Raw genomic sequence first — 20,180 nt, forward strand, 5'->3', positions numbered from 1 at the left:
AGCGGCCTCGCTCTTCCATCATCATTTCACCGTTTTTCTAGGAGCGCTCTAATGGCTGTTGGTCTTGGTCCTTTGCCCACTCTGCACCCGGTGCCGGGTTTTGAACTTGGCATCGCTTCTGCCGGCATCAAGCGCCCAGGGCGCAAGGATGTAGTGGTCATGCGCTGCGCCGAAGGCTCCAGCGTGGCGGGCGTGTTCACCCTCAATGCATTCTGTGCAGCACCGGTGATCCTCTCCAAGCAGCGTGTGCAGGGCACCGTGCGCTACCTGCTGACCAACACCGGTAATGCCAACGCCGGTACCGGCGCGCCAGGCCTGGCCGCCGCAGAGCGTACCTGCGCCAAGCTGGCCGAGCTGGCCGGTGTGCCTGCCGAATCGGTGCTGCCATTCTCCACCGGTGTGATCGGCGAGCCGTTGCCGGTCGAGAAGATCGAAGGTGCCCTGCAGGCTGCGCTGGACAACCTGTCGGAAAACAACTGGGCCGAAGCCGCTACCGGCATCATGACCACCGACACCCTGCCCAAGGGTGCCAGCCGCCAGTTCCAGCATGAAGGCGTGACCGTCACCGTGACCGGCATCAGCAAAGGTGCCGGCATGATCCGCCCGAACATGGCCACCATGCTCGGCTACATCGCTACCGACGCCAAGGTCGCCCCAGCGGTGCTCAAGGACCTCATGCTCGACGGCGCCAACAAGTCGTTCAACCGCATCACCATCGATGGCGACACCTCGACCAACGACTGCTGCATGCTCATCGCCACCGGCAAGGCCGACCTGCCGGAAGTCACCGAAGCCAGCGGTGACCTGTTCGAAGCCCTGAAAAAAGCAGTCTTCGAAGTGTGCATGGAAGTGGCCCAGGCCATTGTCCGAGACGGTGAAGGCGCTACCAAGTTCGTTACCGTGCAGGTCAACGGCGGTGGTAATCACCAGGAGTGCCTGGACGTCGGCTACGCTGTCGCCCACTCGCCACTGATCAAGACCGCGCTGTTCGCCTCCGACCCTAACTGGGGGCGCATCCTGGCCGCCGTGGGCCGTGCCGGCGTACCTGAGCTGGATGTCAGCCTGATCGATGTGTACCTGGACAGCGTCTGCATCGCCAGCAAAGGCGGCCGCAGCCCGAGCTACACCGAAGAGCAAGGTTCGGCCGTGATGGCGCAGGAAGAGATCACCATCCGTATCGAGCTGGGCCGTGGCCAGTGCAGCGAAACCATCTGGACCACTGACCTGTCCCACGAGTACGTGAAGATCAACGCCGAATACCGTACCTGATGCACTGATCCGAAGGCCTCTTCGCGGGCAGCCCGCTCCCACAGGTGTTGCACACCCTGAAGGAGCGGCGCAGCCCCTGTCGGAGCAGGCTTGCCCGCGAAAGGCTGCGCAGCAGCCTGCGGGTTCTGCAATACACCTCTGATGGAGCCGACCCATGAGCTATCACCTGATCATCGGCGACAAGCTGTATTCTTCCTGGTCGCTACGCGGCGCGCTGGCCCTCGAGCTGGCCGGCGTTCCCTACGAAGAAACCCTGATCAAACTCAAGCAGCCTGATACCCGTCAGCGCCTTCTCGCCTTCTCCTCCACCGGCAAAGTACCGCTGCTCAAGAGCGAGCACGGCGTGATCGCTGACTCGCTGGCCATCGCCGAATACCTCAATGAGCGCCACCCCGAGGCCCAACTCTGGCCTGCCGACGTGGCCGCTCGTGCCCAGGCCCGCTCGGCCTGCGCGCAGATGCACAGTGGCTTCTTCGCCCTGCGCGGTGCCATGCCATTCGACCTGTCGCGGGATGAGGCACTGGAGAGCATCCCCCTGGACGTGCAGGTGGACATCGACCGTATCGTCGCACTGTGGTCTGAATGCCGCTTGGTGGCCAAGGACAGTGGGCCGTTCCTGTTCGGCAAGCCGAGCCTGGCCGACGCTTTCTTCGCGCCGGTGGCCGTGCGCTTGCGCACCTACCGTGTGGCAGTCCCAGCGCAGGCTGCGGCGTACATCGAGACCATTTACCAGTGGCCGGCCTTCAAGGCCTGGCAGCAAGCTGGCCTGGCGGAGCGTGAAGGGTGAAACGGATTCATGTAGCAGCAGCCGTCATTCGCGGCACTGACGGCCGTATTCTCATTGCCCGCCGAGCCGACAGCCAGCACCAGGGCGGCCTGTGGGAGTTCCCTGGCGGCAAGGTGGAGGAGGGCGAGGGCGTCGAAGCGGCGCTGGCCCGCGAGCTTCGCGAAGAGCTGGGCATCGAAGTGACCCGCTCGCGGGCGCTGATCAAGGTCAGCCACGATTACCCGGACAAGCAGGTATTGCTGGATGTTCGCGAGGTCGACGCCTTTACCGGCGAACCACACGGTGCCGAAGGCCAGCCGTTGGAGTGGGTGGTGCCGCGTGACTTGTCGCAGTACACCTTTCCCGAGGCGAACAAGCCAATCGTGGCCGCTGCGCGCCTGCCAGACCAGTACCTGATCACCCCGGACGGCCTGGAAGTGCCACAACTGCTCAAGGGCATCCAGAAGGCAGTGGCTGCCGGTATCCGCCTGATCCAACTGCGCGCCCCGGACATGTACGACCCCAAATACCGCGATGTGGCGGTGGATGCGGTGGGCTTGTGCGCCGGCAAGGCGCAGCTGATGCTCAAGGGGCCTCTGGAATGGCTGGGCGACTTCCCGTCGGCCGGCTGGCACCTGACTGCGGCGCAGCTGCGCAAATACGCGGCCAAGGGCCGTCCGTTCCCCAAGGACCGCTGGTTGGCGGCCTCCTGCCACAATGCCGAGGAGCTGGCGCTGGCCGAGCAGATGGGCGTGGATTTCGTCACGCTCTCGCCGGTGCAGCCGACTCAGACCCACCCCGAGGCGGCGCCGCTGGGTTGGGATGAGGCGCAGCGCTTGATCGCGGGCTTCAGCCATCCCGTGTTCTTGCTGGGTGGGGTGGGCCCAGATGAGCGTGGGCGAGCCTGGGAAGCCGGGGCGCAGGGTGTGGCCGGAATTCGAGCGTTCTGGCCTGAGGCCTGACCCAGGGGCCGCTGGGCGGGCCTTCTAGTGAGTGACCCGCGCAGTGGCTGTGGGAGCCGGTTGGTCGGCGATTGGGCTCAGCCCAGAGGGCGCTCTGCCGCCTGCCACAACACCTCGGCCACTCCCTGGCGCCGCCCGATGATCCGCGCCGCCACGAACAGCAGGTCGGAAAGGCGATTGATATACGCCAGCCCCGCGCCCTCCAGTGGCTCCACGGCATTCAACTGCTGGCAGCGCCGTTCCGCACTACGCGCCAGGCTGCGGCATACATGGGCCTGGGCGACCAGTGCCGACCCGCTGGGCAGGATGAAGTTCTTCAGCGGCCCCAGCTCGTCGTTCCACACATCGATGGCGGCTTCCAAGCGCTCTACCTCGGCCATGTTCAGCGCTCGGTAGCTAGGCATTGCCAGCTCGCCGCCGAGGTCGAACAGGCGGTGCTGACAAGGTGCCAGGACTTCGCTGACCTCCTTGAGCCCTTGCTCATCCAGGCCTGCCAGTAGCAGCCCAAGCTGGCTGTTGAGGCTGTCCACCTCGCCGATCGCTTCAATACGCGGGTGGTCCTTGGGTACCCTGCGTCCATCGCCCAGGCCGGTTTCACCCTTGTCGCCGGTGCGGGTGTAGATCTTCGACAGGCGATAGCCCATGTCATGCCTCCGTTGTGGTTGGCGTCGCCGCTGCCGGCTGGCCGAGGGGTAGGCGCAGAGTGAAGCACGTGCCCTGGCCGGGCGTGGACTGCACCTCCATCTGCCCCTTGTGGTTGTTGGTAATGATGAAATATGACACCGATAGCCCAAGCCCAGTGCCCTGGCCGATTTCCTTGGTGGTGAAGAACGGCTCGAAGGTGCGTTTGCGTACCGCTTCGGGCATGCCGATACCGTTGTCCTCGACCTGGATCTCGGCCCACGGCGGATTGAGCCTGGTGCGCAAGGTGATACGCCCGGGCTCGCTGGGCTGTGGGCGTAGGTGGATGGCCTGGGCGGCGTTTTTCAGCAGGTTGAGCAGCACCTGCTCCAATTCGTTGGCGGTGCAGGGCACCGGCCCAAGGTTGGGGTCGAACTGACGGACGATGGCCTGGCCCTTGAAGTCGAAGCCGATGGTCAGGTCGAAGTCGTTACCGGCGATGTCCACTGCCTGGTCGATCAGCGCTGGCAAATCGCATGGGGCCAACTGGCGGTTGCTGCGGCGGCTGAAACTGAGCATGTGGGTGACAATCTTCGCAGCCCGGGCGCCAGCTTGCTGAATGCCGTCGAGCAATTGCGGCACCTCCCGGCTTTCCAGGTAGCGGTTGACGGTGGGCAGGTCGATGCCCAGCTCGCTGGCTTGTTCCTGATTGCGTGGCAGCTCCGGTGACAGGCGTCGGCGGATGTTCTGCACGTTGTGCAAGATCGCCCCGAGCGGGTTGTTGATCTCGTGCGCCATGCCGGCCGCCAGCCCGCCCACCGAGAGCATTTTTTCCGATTGCACCATCATTTCTTCCAGCGACAGGCGCTGGGTGATGTCGTCGATACGGATCACCACGCCACGGCCGCCTCCGCCCATCAGGGGGTAGAAGGTCAATGCGTAATGCCGTGAGTCGTCTCCCTTGGGCCACGTGACCCGTTCGATCTTCGCGACACGGTGTTTCTCCACCGTCTCCTTGAGCTGCGGCAGGAAGGGCTTGAGCGGTTCGAAGGCGATGAAGATGGGCTGGTTCAGCGCTTCGTCCAGCGGTGTGCCGGAAAGTGCCGTGGCCTCCTGGTTCCATTGCGTGACGTAGAGTTGTTCGTCGAGGGCGATCAGCGCAGAAGGCATGGAGTCGATGATGCTGTTGAGGTAGTTCTGAAAGCCCGTGAGTTTCTTCTCGATCTTGCTGCGCACCTGGACTTCCAACTCGAGCTTGCGGTTGGTGTGGCGGGTTTCCTCGGCCAGGCCCTGGGCCTGGTCAAAGGCGCTCTGGAATTCGTCGCGGGTGCGCTTGAGCTGCTGTTCGCGTGCCTCGATACGCGACAGCATGGTGTTGAAGGCCTCGGCCAGGCTGCCGATCTCGTCGTCGTTGCCACGTTTGGCGCGCAGCGCGTAGCTCTCTTCGCGGGTAACCTGGCGGCTGAGCTCTTCGAGCTGGTTGATCGGCTGGGTGATCAGGCGTTTGATCTGCCGTGCGATCACCAGCCACAGCAGGATGCTGAACACCAGGATCGCCAGGCTGGCGCTGAGGGTGCCAGTGTAGAAGGCGGTCGGCAGCTCGCTGCTGGCCACCAGCAGCAAGTGCGCAGGTGGGCTGGCTTCGCGGGGGATACGAATCAACTGGGTGCTGCGAAATTCCATCAGGCGCCAGCCATCGATGTTGCGGTAACGCTTGGGCAGCGCCATGGGTTCACCATGCTGCAGTTGGGCGAGCAGGCGGCCATCACCGCCATACACCGCGGCGGCGCGCAGCGGCGTGTAGCTATCCAGTTCATTGAGCAGTGCCGTGGCGTTTTCTGGAGAGTCGCCGGCGCGTGCCGACAGTTGTGGGTTGGCGACCAGGCGGCCGATGGTCTGCAGTGCCTGCGGCGCCATGCTCTCCTGGGTGATCCAGTAGGCGGCGCTGATGAAGGTCAGGTTGGCCACCAGCAGTATGGTCACCAGCAGCACCAGCAGGGCCGCCAGCAGCTTCTGCCCGACCGGGAGGTTTTCCAGGCGTTGGCGCAGGGTCATGGGCAAGGCAATGTCCGTATTCGGTTGTGAAGGGGTCGCGTCAGGCGCAGGGCAAGCCGCGAGCTCGCAGGTTATCGACCAGGCGCTGGTGCAGGTGTTCCAGCTGTGGCAGTGCCATACCGTGGCGTTCTGCAGCACGGCAGGCGTGACCCAGCAGGTAATGCACCTCGGTACGCCGACCAGCGCGCACGTCCTGATACATGGAAGAGTAGTTGGCCGCCGTGGCAAGGATCACCCGTTGCACTTCCTCGCCCAGGTCATCGGCAGCCTTGGGCTGGCCACACTGGCGCAGCAGTTCGCCCAGTTCGGCGCACAGGCTGTCGACTTCGTCCAGATGCCCCAGCAGCCCGCCGTTCTGGCAGTCGTGCAGCACGGTCAGGGGGTTGATGGCGCAATTGAGCGCCAGCTTGCGCCACAGACGGGTGAGGATGTCCACCGACCATTGGGCGGGAATGCCCGCGTCATGCAGGTCGTCGAACCATTGCGGCACACCGGGGTTGCCCGGGTCACCCAGCCAGTTGAAGCCCTGGCCGGCAAAACGTACCCGCCAATCGCTTTCGCTGAAGGCGCCCTCGGTGCTGGAGGCGAAGATGCAACGGGCAAGTGGGGCCTGATCTGCGACTTCATCCTGGCTACCCAGGCCGTTCTGCAGCAGGACGATCTCCGCGTCAGCGGCCAGGCGTGGCGCCAGGCGGGCAACTGCGGGAGCGGCGTCGTACGCTTTGCAGGCCAGCAGCAGGCGGTGGATCGGCCCGTCGCCCTCGGCCGTTTCGGCGGGGATGGCGTACATCCTGGCGTGGTCCTGCTCGACCAATGTCAGCCCGCCGGCCTGCTGATACGCCTGCAGCCGCTGCCCGTCGCGCAGAATCAGGCGTACCGCCTTGCCTGCACGTGCCAAGCGGCACGCCCAAAGGCTGCCAAGGCTACCGGCGCCGAGAATATGCCAGGTGCTGCTCATCTGCGTTTCGCAACCCGTTATAATGAGACCGCATTTTAACCTTCTAACCCCGACGCGCTCCATCTTCAGACTGAGCGCGCTTTTATTTTATGGAGAACAACCATGCCTTCGTTCGACGTGGTATCGGAACTGGACAAGCACGAAGTGCAGAACGCCGTCGAAAACGCCATCAAGGAACTCGACCGCCGTTACGACCTCAAGGGCAAGGGCAGCTTCGAGTTCAAGGAGAAGGAACAAACCGTGCTGCTGACCGCCGAGGCCGAGTTCCAGCTCGAGGCCATGATCGAGATCCTGCGCCTGGCGCTGGTCAAGCGCAAGATCGACGTCAAATGCCTGGAAACCAAGGACGCCTACGCTTCCGGTAAGGAAATGAAGCAGGAAGCCAAGTTCCGTGAAGGCATCGACAAGGAGCTGGCGAAGAAGATCGTCGCCCACATCAAGGATGCCAAGCTCAAGGTCCAGGCCGCTATCCAGGGTGAGCAGGTGCGTGTCACCGGCAAAAAGCGTGACGACCTGCAAGAGGCCATTGCTGCCTTGCGTGCCAAGGAATTCGACATGCCGCTGCAGTTCAACAACTTCCGCGACTGATCCAGGGAGCGCCAGGAACCCCGATGGCGCGATGATGTCCATGGGGGTTCATGGCCGCTGAACCGCTGGTGGCTGCTTTACTGTGTACTTGCCGCTCGGCATCAGGAGATGAATATGGATTTGAACGCTGAAGTCGATCAGCTGGTCCGCCAATCGCAGACCTGGATCCCCTTGATCATGGAATACGGCAGCCGTGTGCTGCTGGCGCTGCTGACCCTGGCGGTCGGCTGGTGGATCATCAACAAGGTCAGCGCCCGGTTGGGCAAGCTGGTGGGGCTGCGCAACGCCGACCTGGCACTGCAAGGCTTCATCAGTACCCTGGCCAACATCGTGCTGAAGGTGCTGCTGCTGGTCAGCGTGGCGTCGATGATCGGCATCGAGACCACCTCGTTCGTCGCGGCCATTGGTGCCGCAGGCCTGGCCATTGGCCTGGCTTTGCAGGGCAGCCTGGCGAACTTCGCCGGCGGCGTGCTGATCCTGATGTTCCGCCCATTCCGCATCGGCGACTGGATCGAAGCGCAGGGTGTCGCAGGCACCGTCGACAGCATCCAGATTTTCCACACAGTGCTGCGCACCGGTGACAACAAGACGGTCATCATGCCCAACGGCAGCCTGTCCAACGGCATCATCACCAACACCAACCGCCAGCCAACGCGCAAGGTTGTGTTCGATGTAGGTGTGGATTACGAGGCTGACCTGCAAAAAGCCCGTAATGTGCTGCTGGAACTGGCACAAGACCCACGTGTGTTGCCCGACCCTGCGCCGCAGGCAGTGGTGGCAACCCTGGGCGACAGCTCGATCACCGTATCGCTGCGCTTGTGGACCAAGACGGCGGACTATTGGGATGTGATGTTCATGCTCAACGAGCAGGCGCGTGACCGGTTGAAAGCCGAGGGGATCGATATTCCCTTCCCGCAGCGTGTGATTCGCGTGGTGCAGGAAACCACTGCGCAGTAACACTGGGCTGTAGCGGGGGCCGTTGTGCGCCCCTTTCGCGACGCCAGGCCGCCCCGTGCAGGAGCGGCAAGGTGCCACGAAAGGGGCGCGCAGCGGCCCTCGCTTTTTGTGTGCCATTACACTTGTTCACAGCCAACCCGTGCCGTTTCTGGCATATAGGCTGGCCTCACCTGTCTCTACCCGAAAGCCATCATGAAGCCACTGCTGTATATCACCCCCCTCAGGGCCCTGTTGTTCGGCCTGACCCTGGCCTTGTTCGAGCTGCTCACCTACCTTGCCAGCGACGCTGTCATGCCGGCGATGCCTGTGGTGGTCGACCACCTGAACGCCAGCCCGCAATACATCCCCCACGCACTCAACCTGTACCTGCTCGGTGGCGTGGTGCTGCAGTGGCTGATCGGCCCGCTGGCCGACCGCTACGGTCGCCGCCCGCTGCTGTTGGCCGGTTGCATCTTCTTCGGGGTGGCTTGCCTCGCCACGTACTGGGTTCAGGATATTGGCCTGTTCAACCTGCTACGGTTGTTGCAGGGGGTTGGCCTGGGCTTCGTGGTGACGGTCAGCTATCCGGCGCTGAACGAGGCGTTCAGCGAGGCGGACGCGGTACGCATGATGGCCCTGCTGGCCAACATCGCCTTGCTCTCGCCGCTGCTTGGCCCGCTGGTGGGCACCCTGATGTTGCAGTGGCTGGACTGGCGCTGGTTGTTCGTGGCGTTCGCCATTGGCGCGGTGCTGACGTGGCTGCTGTTGTACCGCCTGATGCCCGAGACGTTGGGGGTGGAGCGTCGTGATGGCTCACGCCTGGCGTTCACGCCGATTCATCTGCTGCCGTTGCTTGCGGGGTACGGGCAGTTGCTGGCCAATCGCCGTTTCGTTGCTGGCAGCGCCGCGTTGGGCCTGGTCGGCCTGCCCCTGATCGGCTGGATCGGCCTGTCGCCTGTCTTGCTCATCCATGATGAGGGGCTGAGCACCATGGCCTATGCGCTGTGGCAACTGCCAGTGTTTGGCGGGCTGATCCTGGGCAACCTGATCATCAACCGCATCGCTGACCGCTACCCATTGGCGGCGCTGGTGCGAGGGGCGTTGTGGCCCTACCTGGCCGGCTTGAGCCTGATGGTGCTGGCCACCTGGTACTGGCCGACGGTGCCTAGCGTGGTCGCAGGCATGTCGCTGTATGCGTTGGGCCTGGGCGTGGCCAACGCGGTGTTGTACCGCATGACGCTGTTCTCCAGCGAACAGAGCAAGGGCCTGGTTTCGGCCATGTTGGGGATGATCACCATTGCCCTGCTGGGGTTGGGCGGCGCGGTGATGGCGATGATTGGCGCGGGTGCGAGCCTGTTGCATTTCGCACTGGCGGCGGGTATTGCCGGGGCGCTGGCGCTGTGGCCGTTGTGGTTTGTGATCGGTGGGCCGCGTGGGGAAGGCGCTGTGGCCCAGTAAGCTGGAGCGCCTGTTACCGGCCAGTTCGCGGGCTTGCCCACGCGCTGGCCGGTAACAGGTTTCAGCCCGCCATCAAGGCCGCTCGGCCGCTGAATCCTCGACGGGCGCCTGCTTGCCACGCCGCACTTCCTGGTGCCAGTGCAGTGCAATCAGGATCAGCGTCGGCACGCCCAGCAGCGCGGTTATCAGGAAGAAGTCGTGATAGCCGAACTTCTCCACCATCACCCCCGAATAGCCGCCAATCAGGCGCGGCAGCAACAGCATGATCGAGCTGAGCAGGGCGTACTGTGTGGCCGAGAACTTCAGGTTGGTCAGGCTCGACAGGTAGGCGACGAACGCTGAAGTGGCCAGGCCCGCGCTGAAGTTGTCCAGCGAGATGGTCACCACCAGCATCTCCAGGTTCGGCCCCATGTCGGCCAGCATCAGGAACAGGATGTTGGTCGCCGCCGAGGCAGCGCCGCCGATGAACAGGATCGGCAGGATGCCGAAACGGACGATGAGCAGGCCACCGACCCCCGCGCCAACCAGGGTCATCACCAGACCGAAGATCTTGCTGACGCTGGCGATCTGGTCCTTGGTGAAGCCCATGTCGATATAGAACACGTTGGCCATTACCCCCATGACCGTGTCCGACATGCGATAGGTGGCGATCAGCCCTAGCAGCAGCAGGGCCTGCCAACGGTAACGCACGATGAAGTCGTTGACGGGGGTCAGCACGGGCGCCAGGCCGCGGCGCCCCATACCCGACAGGCAGGCCCAGGTCAGCGAGGCGTAGAGGATCAGCCTCAAGAAGGCGCGGTCTTCGAGCAGCAGGTCCAGTGGCGTGGCATCGCCGAAGATGACGCTGGCCCAGTCGGTGTTGAAGAACTGGGTGAAGCTTGCGGGCACCGACACCAGCAGAATGATCAGCACGAACACCGAGGCCAGTTGATGGACCAGGCCGTAGCGTGCAGCCGACAATTGGGTGCGCAGCGGTACCGGCGGCTCACGCATGACCAGCGTGGTGAACAGGGCAGGCAGCATCATCAAGCCGAACAACACATAGGTGCCAGCCCAGGCTTTGTGCAGGTAGCTGAAGCCGGTGGAGCCAAACCATTCGGCGAAGAACAGGGCGCCGGCGGTGGCGAGCAGGGCCGCTACCCGGTAGCCAGCCATATAGCTGGCCGCCAGCGCAGCCTGGCGTTGATCGTCGGCGATTTCCAGGCGATAGGCATCGACGGCGATATCCTGGGTGGCCGAGGCAAAAGCGACGAGTACCGCGAGCGCAATCAGCCACGAAAGATGCTGCTGAGGGTCACACAGGCTCATGCCCACCAGGCCGATCACCACCAGGGCCTGGGACAGCAGCAGCCACGAACGACGGCGCCCCATGCCACCGAGCAGCGGCAGGCGCCACTGATCGAGCAAGGGCGACCATACCCATTTGAACGCATAGGCCAAGCCGATCAGGCTGGCATAGCCAATGGTCTCGCGGGCCACGCCCGCTTCGCGCAGCCACACCGAAAGGGTCGAAAACACCAGCATGTAGGGCAAGCCGGCGGCGAAACCAAGCAGCAAAAGTACCAGGGTTGACGGGCTGGCATAGGCAGCGAGCGCAGCGCGCCAGGTTTTACGGGGCATGGGCCAACATCTGCCTCAAGTTTACGAAAACAAAGCGCGCACTCTAACCGCTGTGCTCCATTGGGCGCCAGCCATGGCGCGTCATATCCACACGATTATTGGTTACATACACACCTTCTGCACGCAGCCGTGCCCGTTGCTCATCACCTGATGGTGTGCCCGACGCCAGGCTCAACCGCCCCCCTGCGCCTAGCACGCGGTGCCAGGGCAATCGGGTATCGGCCGGCAACTGCCCCAGGGTGCGCCCGACCCAGCGTGCCGCTCGGCCAAGCCCTGCCAGTTCGGCGAGTTGGCCGTAACTGACGACCTTGCCTTCAGGCACTTGACCAAGCACGGAATACAACGCCGTTCGTCGGGCCTCGGGCGATTCCGATGCGTGCGCGTAAGGCTCAGACATCAGGGCAGCCCTGGCCTGGCGTGAAACCGGACGAGTGGTCGCGGCAAATGAGCGTTGAACTCAAAGGCATGGTTCTGGGTCTGTCCTTGCTCTGGTCGTCGGTATCTGGATAATGCCCGGCTTTTTTCGTCAAATCGAACCCACAGTCCGCTTATGTATTCTAGATCCTTGTTGTGCCTGATGACTGCCTCCCTGTGCACCGCCCCAGTGTTCGCCGATACCGTTTGGATGAAGAACGGCGATCGACTCAGCGGCAAGATCAGAGTGTTCGACGGTGGCAAGTTGCTGCTGGAAACCCCCTACGGTGGTTCGATCTCCCTGGACTGGAAACAGGTCCAGACCCTGGAGAGCGACCAGGAACTGCTGGTCAAGCAGGACGCCTACAACGGTGAGAAGGCCAAGTCGCTGAAAGCGGCCGAAGCGGGCAAGGTCACCCTGGCCAATGGCGAAGCGCCGAAAACGGTCGAGCTGGCCAGCATTCAGCAGATCATGAAGCCCAAGCCAGTAGTCGAGGACCTGATCTGGAAGGGTAACGTCGACGTGGCGATGGATTACAAGCGTGCCGAAAACGACACCGACGACTATGACATCGGCTTCAAGACCACTGCCCGGCACGGCCGCTGGCGCCATAACGCCGAAGGCGAATACAACCGCGAAACCAAGGACGATGTCACCACCACCGACAACTGGAGCGCCGAGTACGCGCTCGACCGCTTCATCACCGAGAAGTGGTTCTGGCAGGGCCGGCTGGAATACAAGCGTGATCACGTCGAGGACCTGTCCCGTCAGCGCACCGTGGGTACTGGCCCAGGCTACCAGTTCTGGGATGACGAGCTTGGCGCGTTTTCGCTCGGTTCGTTGATCAACCGTACCGACTTCGAATATCAGGATGGCGCCAAGGACAACTTCTACTCAGCGGCGGTGAAGTGGGACTACACCCGTTACCTGATTGGCAAGAACGTGCAGCTGTTCACCAATGGCGAGTTCGCCAAACCCTTGGGCGGCGTGGCTGACTACTCGCTCGATGCCGAGGTCGGGTTGCGCTACAAGGTCACCGAATGGGCCTCGCTCAACCTCAAGGCGGAGAAGGACATCATCACCGGCACCCGTGAGAGCGACCTGGACAAGACCCGCTATACCGCAGGCTTTGGTGTGACCTGGTAAAGGTCAGTTGCGCGCTGCAAGCTACCTGTTGAAAAGTGAGGAAGGTGGCGTCCCTGTCTTGCTTTTTCCTGTGGCTTGTAGCTTATAGCTTGCAACTGCTTTGTTACTGCCGAGGAACCAGACGTGAGTCAGAACGCCATCCGCCCCGCCCGGGAACTGCTGCTCAAGGAATACCGCGGCGTGCTCTCGACCCATTCCAAGTCGATGCCAGGTTTCCCCTTCGGGTCGGTGGTGCCGTATTGCCTGGATGCCGATGGCAACCCGCTGATCCTCATCAGCCGCATCGCGCAGCACACCCATAACCTGCAGAAAGACCCCAAGTGCTCTTTGCTGGTGGGCGAGCGTGAAGCCGAGGATGTGCAGGCCGTTGGCCGCCTCACTGTGATGGCCCAGGCGCGCAAGCTGGTCGATGAAAGCGTCATCGAGGCGGCCGCCGAACGCTATTACCGCTACTTCCCCGAGGCCGCCAACTACCACAAGGCCCACGATTTCGATTTCTGGGTGCTGGAGCCTGTGCGCCACCGCTACATCGGCGGTTTCGGCGCGATCCACTGGCTGGACCAGGTGACCCTTGCCAACCCGTTCGCGGGCAAGGCCGAGGCCAGCATGATCGAACACATGAACAGCGACCACGCCAACGCAATTGCCCACTACGTGGCGCTGAGCGGCTTGCCGGATGGCGCCACGGCGCACATGGTCGGTATCGACAGCGAGGGCATGCACCTGCGCATCGGCCAGGGCATCTACTGGCTGCCGTTCCCAGGCACCTGCAATACCCCGACACAAGTTCGCGAAGCCTTGGTTTTGCTTGCACGCGCCGACCAATGGCCCACTGCGACAGAAGTCGAAGCTTGAAAAATCGAGCGCACGCATCCATTTGATGGTCGTAAGGGAAGATTGTCTTCCGTCGAGGAATCCTTGATGCGTGCTTTTCTACTGTTGTTTCTGCTTTTCCCTGTGCTGGAGCTGTTCGTCTTCGTCAAGGTCAGCGCAGCCATCGGTTTCTTTCCGGCGTTGCTGTTGATCATCGCCGGTTCTGCCTTGGGCGTACTGGTAATGCGGGTGGCCGGCCTGGCCACGGCCCTGCGTGCCCGTGAAAGCCTGCAGCGCGGCGAACTGCCTGCCGAGGACATGTTCCAGGGCCTGATGATGGCGGTGGGCGGTGGCCTGCTGCTGCTGCCAGGTTTCATCAGTGACGTGCTCGGGGTGCTCTGCCTGCTGCCGTTCACCCGCCACTTGGCGGCGCGCAAGCTGCGCCAGCGCGCAGAGGCGCAGGCCATGCGCCAGCGCGCGTTTCAGGACGACCCGTTCCAGGCACAGCCGCGTGACAGCGGCCACCGGCCCAATGTGATCGAAGGCGAATACGAACGCCGTGACAAGTAACACCCTGGGGCCGCTTTGCGGCCCCAACTGTTTCAGGCTAATGAAAATTTTTCCGAGGCAAGCCTTGTAATTGAATATGGCGGCCTCATGTATGTGGTCACCGCAAGGTTTCTGGTGGTGACACCAGACATTACACAGGTGGTTCGCCCGTTGCGGACCACCCCCGGCAACGCCGGACTGCATCAACCCGCCGGTGTCTACCGGCCGATGAAAACCACAATTTGGGAGAGATCGACAATGAAGCTTCGTCCTCTGCATGACCGCGTAGTCATCCGTCGCAGCGAAGAAGAATCGAAAACCGCTGGCGGTATCGTCCTGCCGGGTTCGGCCGCTGAAAAACCAAACCGCGGCGAAGTCGTCGCCGTCGGCACCGGTCGCATCCTGGACAACGGCGAAGTACGTGCGCTGGCCGTCAAAGTGGGTGACAAAGTGGTTTTCGGCCCTTACTCGGGCAGCAACACCGTGAAAGTCGATGGCGAAGACCTGCTGGTAATGAGCGAGAACGAAATTCTCGCCGTTGTCGAAGGCTGATTTCCCCGACTTCCCGTTACTCCAAAGAATTTCAAGGATTAAACGATCATGGCTGCTAAAGACGTAAAATTCGGCGATTCCGCCCGTAAGAAAATGCTGGTTGGTGTCAACGTACTGGCTGACGCAGTAAAAGCGACCCTCGGCCCGAAAGGCCGCAACGTGGTGTTGGCCAAGAGCTTAGGCGCGCCGACCATCACCAAGGACGGCGTTTCCGTCGCCAAAGAAATCGAGCTCAAGGACGCCTTCGAAAACATGGGCGCCCAGCTGGTCAAGGAAGTTGCTTCCAAGGCCAACGACGCTGCCGGTGACGGCACCACCACCGCTACCGTTCTGGCTCAAGCCATCGTCAACGAAGGCCTGAAAGCCGTCGCTGCCGGCATGAACCCGATGGACCTCAAGCGCGGTATCGACAAGGCCACTGCTGCCGTTGTTGCCGAGCTGAAAAACCTGTCCAAGCCATGCGCCGACTCCAAGGCCATCGCTCAGGTCGGTACCATTTCCGCCAACTCCGACAACTCCATCGGTGAAATCATCGCCGAAGCCATGGAAAAAGTCGGCAAAGAAGGCGTGATCACCGTTGAAGAAGGCTCGGGCCTGGAAAACGAACTGTCCGTCGTAGAAGGCATGCAGTTCGACCGTGGCTACCTGTCGCCCTACTTCGTCAACAAGCCGGACACCATGGTTGCCGAGCTGGAAGGCCCGCTGCTGCTGCTGGTTGACAAAAAGATCTCCAACATCCGCGAACTGCTGCCAGTTCTGGAAGCCGTTGCCAAGGCCGGTCGTCCACTGCTGATCGTTGCCGAAGACGTTGAAGGCGAAGCGCTGGCGACCCTGGTCGTCAACAACATGCGCGGTATCGTCAAGGTTGCCGCAGTCAAGGCACCTGGCTTCGGCGACCGCCGCAAGGCCATGCTGCAGGACATCGCCGTCCTGACCGGTGGCCAGGTCATCTCCGAAGAAATCGGCCTGACCCTGGAAACCACCACCCTGGAGCACCTGGGTAACGCCAAGCGCGTCATCCTGTCCAAGGAAAACACCACCATCATCGACGGCGCTGGCGTCGACGCTGACATCGAAGCACGCGTCAAGCAGATCCGTGCCCAGATCGAAGAAACGTCGTCGGACTACGACCGTGAGAAGCTGCAAGAGCGCCTGGCCAAGCTGGCTGGCGGTGTTGCCGTGATCAAGGTCGGTGCTGGCACCGAAGTTGAAATGAAAGAGAAAAAGGCCCGCGTTGAAGACGCCCTGCACGCTACCCGTGCAGCCGTTGAAGAAGGCGTGGTACCTGGCGGTGGTGTTGCCCTGGTACGTGCTCTGGCTGCCATTGTCGACCTCAAAGGCGACAACGAAGACCAGAACGTCGGTATCGCCCTGCTGCGTCGCGCTGTTGAAGCGCCGCTGCGTCAGATCACTGCCAACGCCGGCGACGAGCCAAGCGTTGTGGCCGACAAGGTCAAGCAGGGTTCGGGCAACTACGGCTACAACGCTGCTAGCGGCGAGTACGGCGACATGATCGAGATGGGTATCCTGGACCCAGCCAAGGTCACCCGTTCGGCACTGCAAGCTGCTGCTTCGATCGGCGGTCTGATGATCACCACCGAAGCCATGGTTGCCGACCTGCCGGAAGACAAGCCAGCAGGTGGCATGCCTGACATGGGCGGCATGGGTGGCATGGGCGGCATGATGTAAGCCAGCCTTACCCCAGCACCCTCAAAAGCCCCGGTTCGAAAGAACCGGGGCTTTTTCGTCTGGCTGGGAATGGGCCGCGCAGCCGGCCCGTGTCTAGCCTGCATTGACTGGCTGGGCAGTATCCTGCTCGGCAACTGCATGGCGATACAGCACAAGGTAGTAAGCGCCCAACCCGATCAACCAGCAGAACACGGCCGTCCAGATGTTGTGCGACAGAAAGTGCGCCCCTTGCATCATCCGGCCCACCGACAGCACCGACCCGGCCACGAAGGCCACCGCCAACGCTACCCGTGCCAGGCGTGGGCGCCGGTCACGCAACATGAAGAACAACCCGAACAGGCAGAAGCCGGTGGCTGCATGCCCACCTGGCCAGCACAGGCCCGGCTTGTCGGTAGGCGGGCGAGGCTCCAGCAGCTTGCTGTAGGTTTCCTTGCCACCAAACTGGCTCAGGCTCCACGGGCACTGCACTTGGGTGACCTTTTTCAGCGGCGTGACGAAGGCCGTGGACACGCCCAACGCCAGCACCAGGCAGCCCAGCTCGCGGCGCCAGCTGAACAGCCGCTTCCAGAAAAAACTCAAGGCGAAGGCTGCGACCGCCAACAGCCCGAGCCCGATCACCCCCTGCTTGACCCCATCATGCAGGACATTCTCCAGCAAGTAGCTGTGGCGGCCGATAAACTCGCCGGCTGCCTGGTCGAAAAACAGGTAGGCCACGTCCATGTCAACCGAAGTCAGTTCAAGCAGCACCAACGCCAGCGCAGTTGCCAGCGGGATGCCCAGATACAGCCAGGGGTTGATCGGACGAGGACGAATGCGTTGTTGCATGACGACTCCAGGGCGCGAAAAAGACCGGGCATTGTTGACTGCCCGCTATCCTGTGTCCGTGAAGGATCAGTGAAAAAACTGTCAAGTTCACTGAATTTGCACTAGGGCTGGCACTGTCCAGGTGATGGCCTTAAGCTGCGCCTGCCGCGCACCACAGCGAAGCGCCGCACAGGAGAACCCGATGCGTATTCTTTTGGTTGAAGACAACCGCGATATCCTCGCCAACCTGGCCGATTACCTGGGCATGAAAGGCTACACAGTCGATTGTGCCCAGGACGGCCTGTCCGGCCTGCACCTAGCCGCTACCGAGCACTACGACTTGATCGTGCTCGACATCATGCTGCCCGGGATCGACGGCTATACCCTGTGCAAGCGCCTGCGTGAGGACGCTCGCCGCGATACGCCGGTGATCATGCTCACGGCCCGCGACCAGCTGGACGACCGTTTGCAGGGGTTCCGCTCCGGCGCCGACGACTATCTGCTCAAACCGTTCGCGCTGTCGGAGCTGGCCGCGCGTATCGAAGCGGTGCTGCGCCGGGCCCAGGGTGGCGGGCGCCGCACCTTGCAGGTGGCAGACCTGAGCTACGACCTGGATACCCTTGAGGTGACCCGTCAGGGGCGCTTGCTCAAGCTCAACCCGGTTGGCCTGAAGCTACTTGCCGTATTGATGCAGAAAAGCCCGCATGTTTTGCGCCGCGAGGTGCTGGAAGAGGCCTTGTGGGGTGACGACTGCCCCGACAGCGACAGCTTGCGCAGCCATGTGCACCAGTTGCGTCAGGTGATCGACAAACCGTTCGAAAAGCCCTTGCTGCATACCGTCCATGGCGTCGGCTATCGCCTCGCCGAGGGCCGCGATGGAGTTTAAACAGAGCCTGGCGCAGCGCATCATCATCGCTTTTGCGTTGATGAGTGCATTGGTTGCCGGCGCCTTCGCCTTCGGCATTGTCGCCACAGTGCATTTGGTCGAGGAGCGGTTGATTTCCTCGGTGCTGGGCGGTGACCTGCAACGGCTGTTGCGCATGGACAGCGTCAGCGACTGGAGCCATCGCCCTCGTCCAGACCAACTGTTCTACTTCAGCGGTGGGCGCGACGACTTCGAATTGCCCAAGGACCTGCGCCACCTCGATGTCGGCTTCCATGAGGTATTTCGCGACCAACTGTCCTACCACGCCATGGTCGAGATCGTCGATGGCCGGCGCTATGTGCTGCTGCAGGACCAGAGCGATTTCGAGGAGCGAGAGCGGGTGCTGTTCGCCGTCGTGGTAGTAGGCTTTGTGCTCAGCCTGGTGCTGGCTGTGGTGTTGGGCTGGCTGTTGGCGCGGCGCGTCATGGCACCGGTCATTCGCCTGGCACGCCAGGTCCGTCACCGCGACCAGTTGCTTGGCCTGGCGCCGCCGCTGGCGCCGGATTATGCAGCGGACGAAGTCGGCCAGTTGGCGGTGGCGTTCGACGATACGCTAGGGCGTCTGCGCGATGCCTTGACCCGGGAGCGGCTGTTCACCAGCGATGTCAGCCATGAGTTGCGTACGCCCTTGATGGTGCTGGCCACCTCTTGTGAACTGCTTATGGAAAACCCGAACCTGGATACCCGTTCGCGCAACCAGGTGGAACGCATAGCCCGCGCCACTGAAGAAATGCGCGAGCTGGTCAAGACCTTCCTGATGCTGGCCCGTGCCCAGCGCGATCAGGGGGCTGTAGCATCCCAGGCTACGCTGTGCGAGGTCGCCGATGACCTGATTGGGGTGTGGCGAGATACCATCGAACAGAAGGGCTTGGCGCTGTATTACGATGGCCGTGTCAGTGCTGGCCCGCTGCTGTACAACGCCACCTTCCTGCAATCGGTGATGGGTAACCTGTTGCGCAACGCTGCGCATTACACCGACAGCGGTTATATCCGCCTGAGCCTGGACCCCAAGGGCTTCAGCGTCGAGGACAGTGGCGTGGGTATCCCTGAAGAGCAGCGCGAGGCGATGTTCCAGCCCTTCGTCCGGGGTGACGAGCGGCGAGGTGAGGGCCTTGGGCTTGGCCTTTCGCTGGTGCAGCGCATCTGCGACGACCAGGGCTGGCGCGTGACCCTGACATCCACCGCACCGCACGGATGCCGCTTCCAGGTCGACCTTAGCCAGAGCGCGGAGAAAACCGACCCCTCGCAACTGTGACAGCCATGCGCTGAAACATGTCGTTCGGCGCATAACATTTTTTTCACACGGGCATGACCTGTTACCTACGCTTCTTTACCTAAGGTGAGCGCACTGGAGCCAGGAGATGCCCAATGCGTAGCCCGATCAAACTCGAATTTTCCCAGAAGTACGACCAGCAACATGCGCAGGAGTACTTCCTCAAGCACCAGGACGGCCTGGCGCGTCGCCTGTCTCACCAGCGCGATGAGCAACTGGCGCGTCGAGCACTGGCGCTGGCGGGAGAACCCGGGTTGGTGCTGGACCTGCCCTGCGGCGCGGGACGCTTCTGGCCATTGCTGGCGGAAAAGCCGAACCGCGTGATCATTGGCGCCGATAACTCCGAGGCGATGATCGAGACAGCCTGCAAGGCACAACCGCCAGAAGTGGTTGCGCGGGTACGGCCTTTGCAGACATCGGCGTTCGACATCGATTTGCCGGATAACGCCGTAGACAGCATCTTCTGCATGCGGTTGTTCCATCACATCGGCGAAGCGGCTCACCGCAAAAGAATTCTCTCTGAGTTTCAAAGGGTTAGCCGTGACAGTGTAATCCTGTCATTGTGGGTGGACGGTAACTTCAAGGCCTGGCGGCGCAAGAAGCTCGAGCAACGGCGCAGTGCCAAGGCGGAGCAGGACAGCTACCAGAACCGTTTTGTGTTACCGGCGGAGACAGTTGAAGAAGAATTCAAGGCCGCCGGCTTCAGAATCCAGGAACGCCTCGACTTCCTGCCGTTCTATGCCATGTGGCGAGTCTATGTATTACGTAAGGGGTAGTGTTT

General features: G+C 62.3%; 20 protein-coding genes. 14 read left to right on the top strand and 6 right to left on the bottom strand.

Annotated features, from left to right (window positions below; genetic code table 11):
• The first annotated feature begins 51 nt into the window (after positions 1-51).
• From argJ to APH34_RS00850, 3 genes are all read left to right on the top strand, one after another.
• Positions 52-1,269 (top strand): bifunctional glutamate N-acetyltransferase/amino-acid acetyltransferase ArgJ, encoded by a 1,218-nt coding sequence (gene argJ / locus APH34_RS00840; protein WP_054899274.1) that lies wholly within the window; start codon positions 52-54, stop codon positions 1,267-1,269.
• A 154-nt stretch (positions 1,270-1,423) separates the two neighbouring features.
• Complete coding sequence (locus APH34_RS00845) at positions 1,424-2,056, top strand: glutathione S-transferase family protein (RefSeq protein ID WP_054899275.1); 633 nt, start codon at positions 1,424-1,426, stop codon at positions 2,054-2,056.
• Entirely contained in the window at positions 2,053-2,997 is a 945-nt protein-coding gene (locus tag APH34_RS00850) for a Nudix family hydrolase (RefSeq protein ID WP_054899276.1), read from the top strand. The genes APH34_RS00845 and APH34_RS00850 overlap by 4 nt, the downstream gene beginning before the upstream one ends.
• 77 nt (positions 2,998-3,074) lie before the next feature.
• On the opposite strand, the gene APH34_RS00855 is transcribed toward APH34_RS00850, so the two are convergent.
• From APH34_RS00855 to APH34_RS00865, 3 genes are read right to left on the bottom strand one after another with little or no spacing between them, the layout of a single operon-like run.
• Positions 3,075-3,641: a cob(I)yrinic acid a,c-diamide adenosyltransferase gene (locus APH34_RS00855; RefSeq protein ID WP_054899277.1), complete on the bottom strand. Its 567-nt coding sequence runs from the start codon at positions 3,639-3,641 to the stop codon at positions 3,075-3,077.
• A gap of 1 nt (position 3,642) precedes the next feature.
• The gene (locus tag APH34_RS00860) at positions 3,643-5,673 is read right to left on the bottom strand and encodes an ATP-binding protein (protein ID WP_054899278.1); all 2,031 of its coding nucleotides are present in this window, start codon (positions 5,671-5,673) and stop codon (positions 3,643-3,645) included.
• Between the two features lie 40 nt (positions 5,674-5,713).
• Positions 5,714-6,631 carry a putative 2-dehydropantoate 2-reductase gene (locus APH34_RS00865; RefSeq protein ID WP_054899279.1) on the bottom strand — a complete coding sequence of 306 codons (918 nt, stop codon included), beginning with the start codon at positions 6,629-6,631 and terminating at the stop codon, positions 5,714-5,716.
• A 102-nt stretch (positions 6,632-6,733) separates the two neighbouring features.
• On the opposite strand from APH34_RS00865, the gene APH34_RS00870 reads away from it, so the two are divergent.
• The 3 genes from APH34_RS00870 (at position 6,734) to APH34_RS00880 (ending at position 9,613) form a co-directional block, all read left to right on the top strand.
• Entirely contained in the window at positions 6,734-7,219 is a 486-nt protein-coding gene (locus APH34_RS00870; protein ID WP_012312882.1) for a YajQ family cyclic di-GMP-binding protein, read from the top strand.
• 114 nt (positions 7,220-7,333) lie between these two features.
• A complete protein-coding gene (locus APH34_RS00875) occupies positions 7,334-8,176 on the top strand; it encodes a mechanosensitive ion channel family protein (RefSeq protein ID WP_054899280.1) in 843 nt (280 codons plus the stop codon).
• A gap of 192 nt (positions 8,177-8,368) precedes the next feature.
• The gene (locus APH34_RS00880) at positions 8,369-9,613 is read left to right on the top strand and encodes an MFS transporter (protein WP_054899281.1); all 1,245 of its coding nucleotides are present in this window, start codon (positions 8,369-8,371) and stop codon (positions 9,611-9,613) included.
• Positions 9,614-9,685: 72 nt separating this feature from the next.
• On the opposite strand, the gene APH34_RS00885 is transcribed toward APH34_RS00880, so the two are convergent.
• Positions 9,686-11,233, bottom strand: a complete 1,548-nt coding sequence (locus tag APH34_RS00885; RefSeq protein WP_054899282.1) for an AmpG family muropeptide MFS transporter — start codon at positions 11,231-11,233, stop codon at positions 9,686-9,688.
• Positions 11,234-11,276: 43 nt separating this feature from the next.
• A complete protein-coding gene (locus tag APH34_RS28480) occupies positions 11,277-11,630 on the bottom strand; it encodes an MGMT family protein (protein WP_082422700.1) in 354 nt (117 codons plus the stop codon).
• Between the two features lie 153 nt (positions 11,631-11,783).
• Between APH34_RS28480 and APH34_RS00890 the strand changes: the two genes are divergently transcribed.
• The 5 genes from APH34_RS00890 (at position 11,784) to groL (ending at position 16,397) form a co-directional block, all read left to right on the top strand.
• Positions 11,784-12,794: a DUF481 domain-containing protein gene (locus APH34_RS00890; protein WP_054899283.1), complete on the top strand. Its 1,011-nt coding sequence runs from the start codon at positions 11,784-11,786 to the stop codon at positions 12,792-12,794.
• A 123-nt stretch (positions 12,795-12,917) separates the two neighbouring features.
• Complete coding sequence (locus APH34_RS00895) at positions 12,918-13,649, top strand: HugZ family protein (protein ID WP_054899284.1); 732 nt, start codon at positions 12,918-12,920, stop codon at positions 13,647-13,649.
• A 66-nt stretch (positions 13,650-13,715) separates the two neighbouring features.
• Positions 13,716-14,177, top strand: a complete 462-nt coding sequence (locus tag APH34_RS00900) for an FxsA family protein (protein WP_054899285.1) — start codon at positions 13,716-13,718, stop codon at positions 14,175-14,177.
• A gap of 237 nt (positions 14,178-14,414) precedes the next feature.
• The gene (locus tag APH34_RS00905; RefSeq protein WP_009395550.1) at positions 14,415-14,708 is read left to right on the top strand and encodes a co-chaperone GroES; all 294 of its coding nucleotides are present in this window, start codon (positions 14,415-14,417) and stop codon (positions 14,706-14,708) included.
• Positions 14,709-14,756: 48 nt separating this feature from the next.
• Positions 14,757-16,397, top strand: coding sequence for a chaperonin GroEL (gene groL, locus APH34_RS00910; RefSeq protein ID WP_054899286.1), 1,641 nt, complete (start codon positions 14,757-14,759; stop codon positions 16,395-16,397).
• Between the two features lie 93 nt (positions 16,398-16,490).
• Here the strand turns inward: groL and APH34_RS00915 are convergent, their stop codons facing one another.
• Positions 16,491-17,222, bottom strand: coding sequence for a phosphatase PAP2 family protein (locus APH34_RS00915; protein ID WP_054899287.1), 732 nt, complete (start codon positions 17,220-17,222; stop codon positions 16,491-16,493).
• A 181-nt stretch (positions 17,223-17,403) separates the two neighbouring features.
• On the opposite strand from APH34_RS00915, the gene colR reads away from it, so the two are divergent.
• The 3 genes from colR (at position 17,404) to APH34_RS00930 (ending at position 20,175) form a co-directional block, all read left to right on the top strand.
• Positions 17,404-18,087 (top strand): two-component system response regulator ColR, encoded by a 684-nt coding sequence (colR, locus tag APH34_RS00920; protein WP_003255215.1) that lies wholly within the window; start codon positions 17,404-17,406, stop codon positions 18,085-18,087.
• Positions 18,077-19,381 (top strand): HAMP domain-containing sensor histidine kinase, encoded by a 1,305-nt coding sequence (locus tag APH34_RS00925; protein ID WP_054899288.1) that lies wholly within the window; start codon positions 18,077-18,079, stop codon positions 19,379-19,381. The genes colR and APH34_RS00925 overlap by 11 nt, the downstream gene beginning before the upstream one ends.
• 113 nt (positions 19,382-19,494) lie before the next feature.
• Complete coding sequence (locus tag APH34_RS00930) at positions 19,495-20,175, top strand: class I SAM-dependent methyltransferase (RefSeq protein WP_054899289.1); 681 nt, start codon at positions 19,495-19,497, stop codon at positions 20,173-20,175.
• Positions 20,176-20,180 lie beyond the last annotated feature (5 nt).

The sequence above is a fragment of the Pseudomonas sp. NBRC 111131 genome, assembly GCF_001320525.1.
Taxonomy (GTDB): domain Bacteria; phylum Pseudomonadota; class Gammaproteobacteria; order Pseudomonadales; family Pseudomonadaceae; genus Aquipseudomonas; species Aquipseudomonas ceruminis.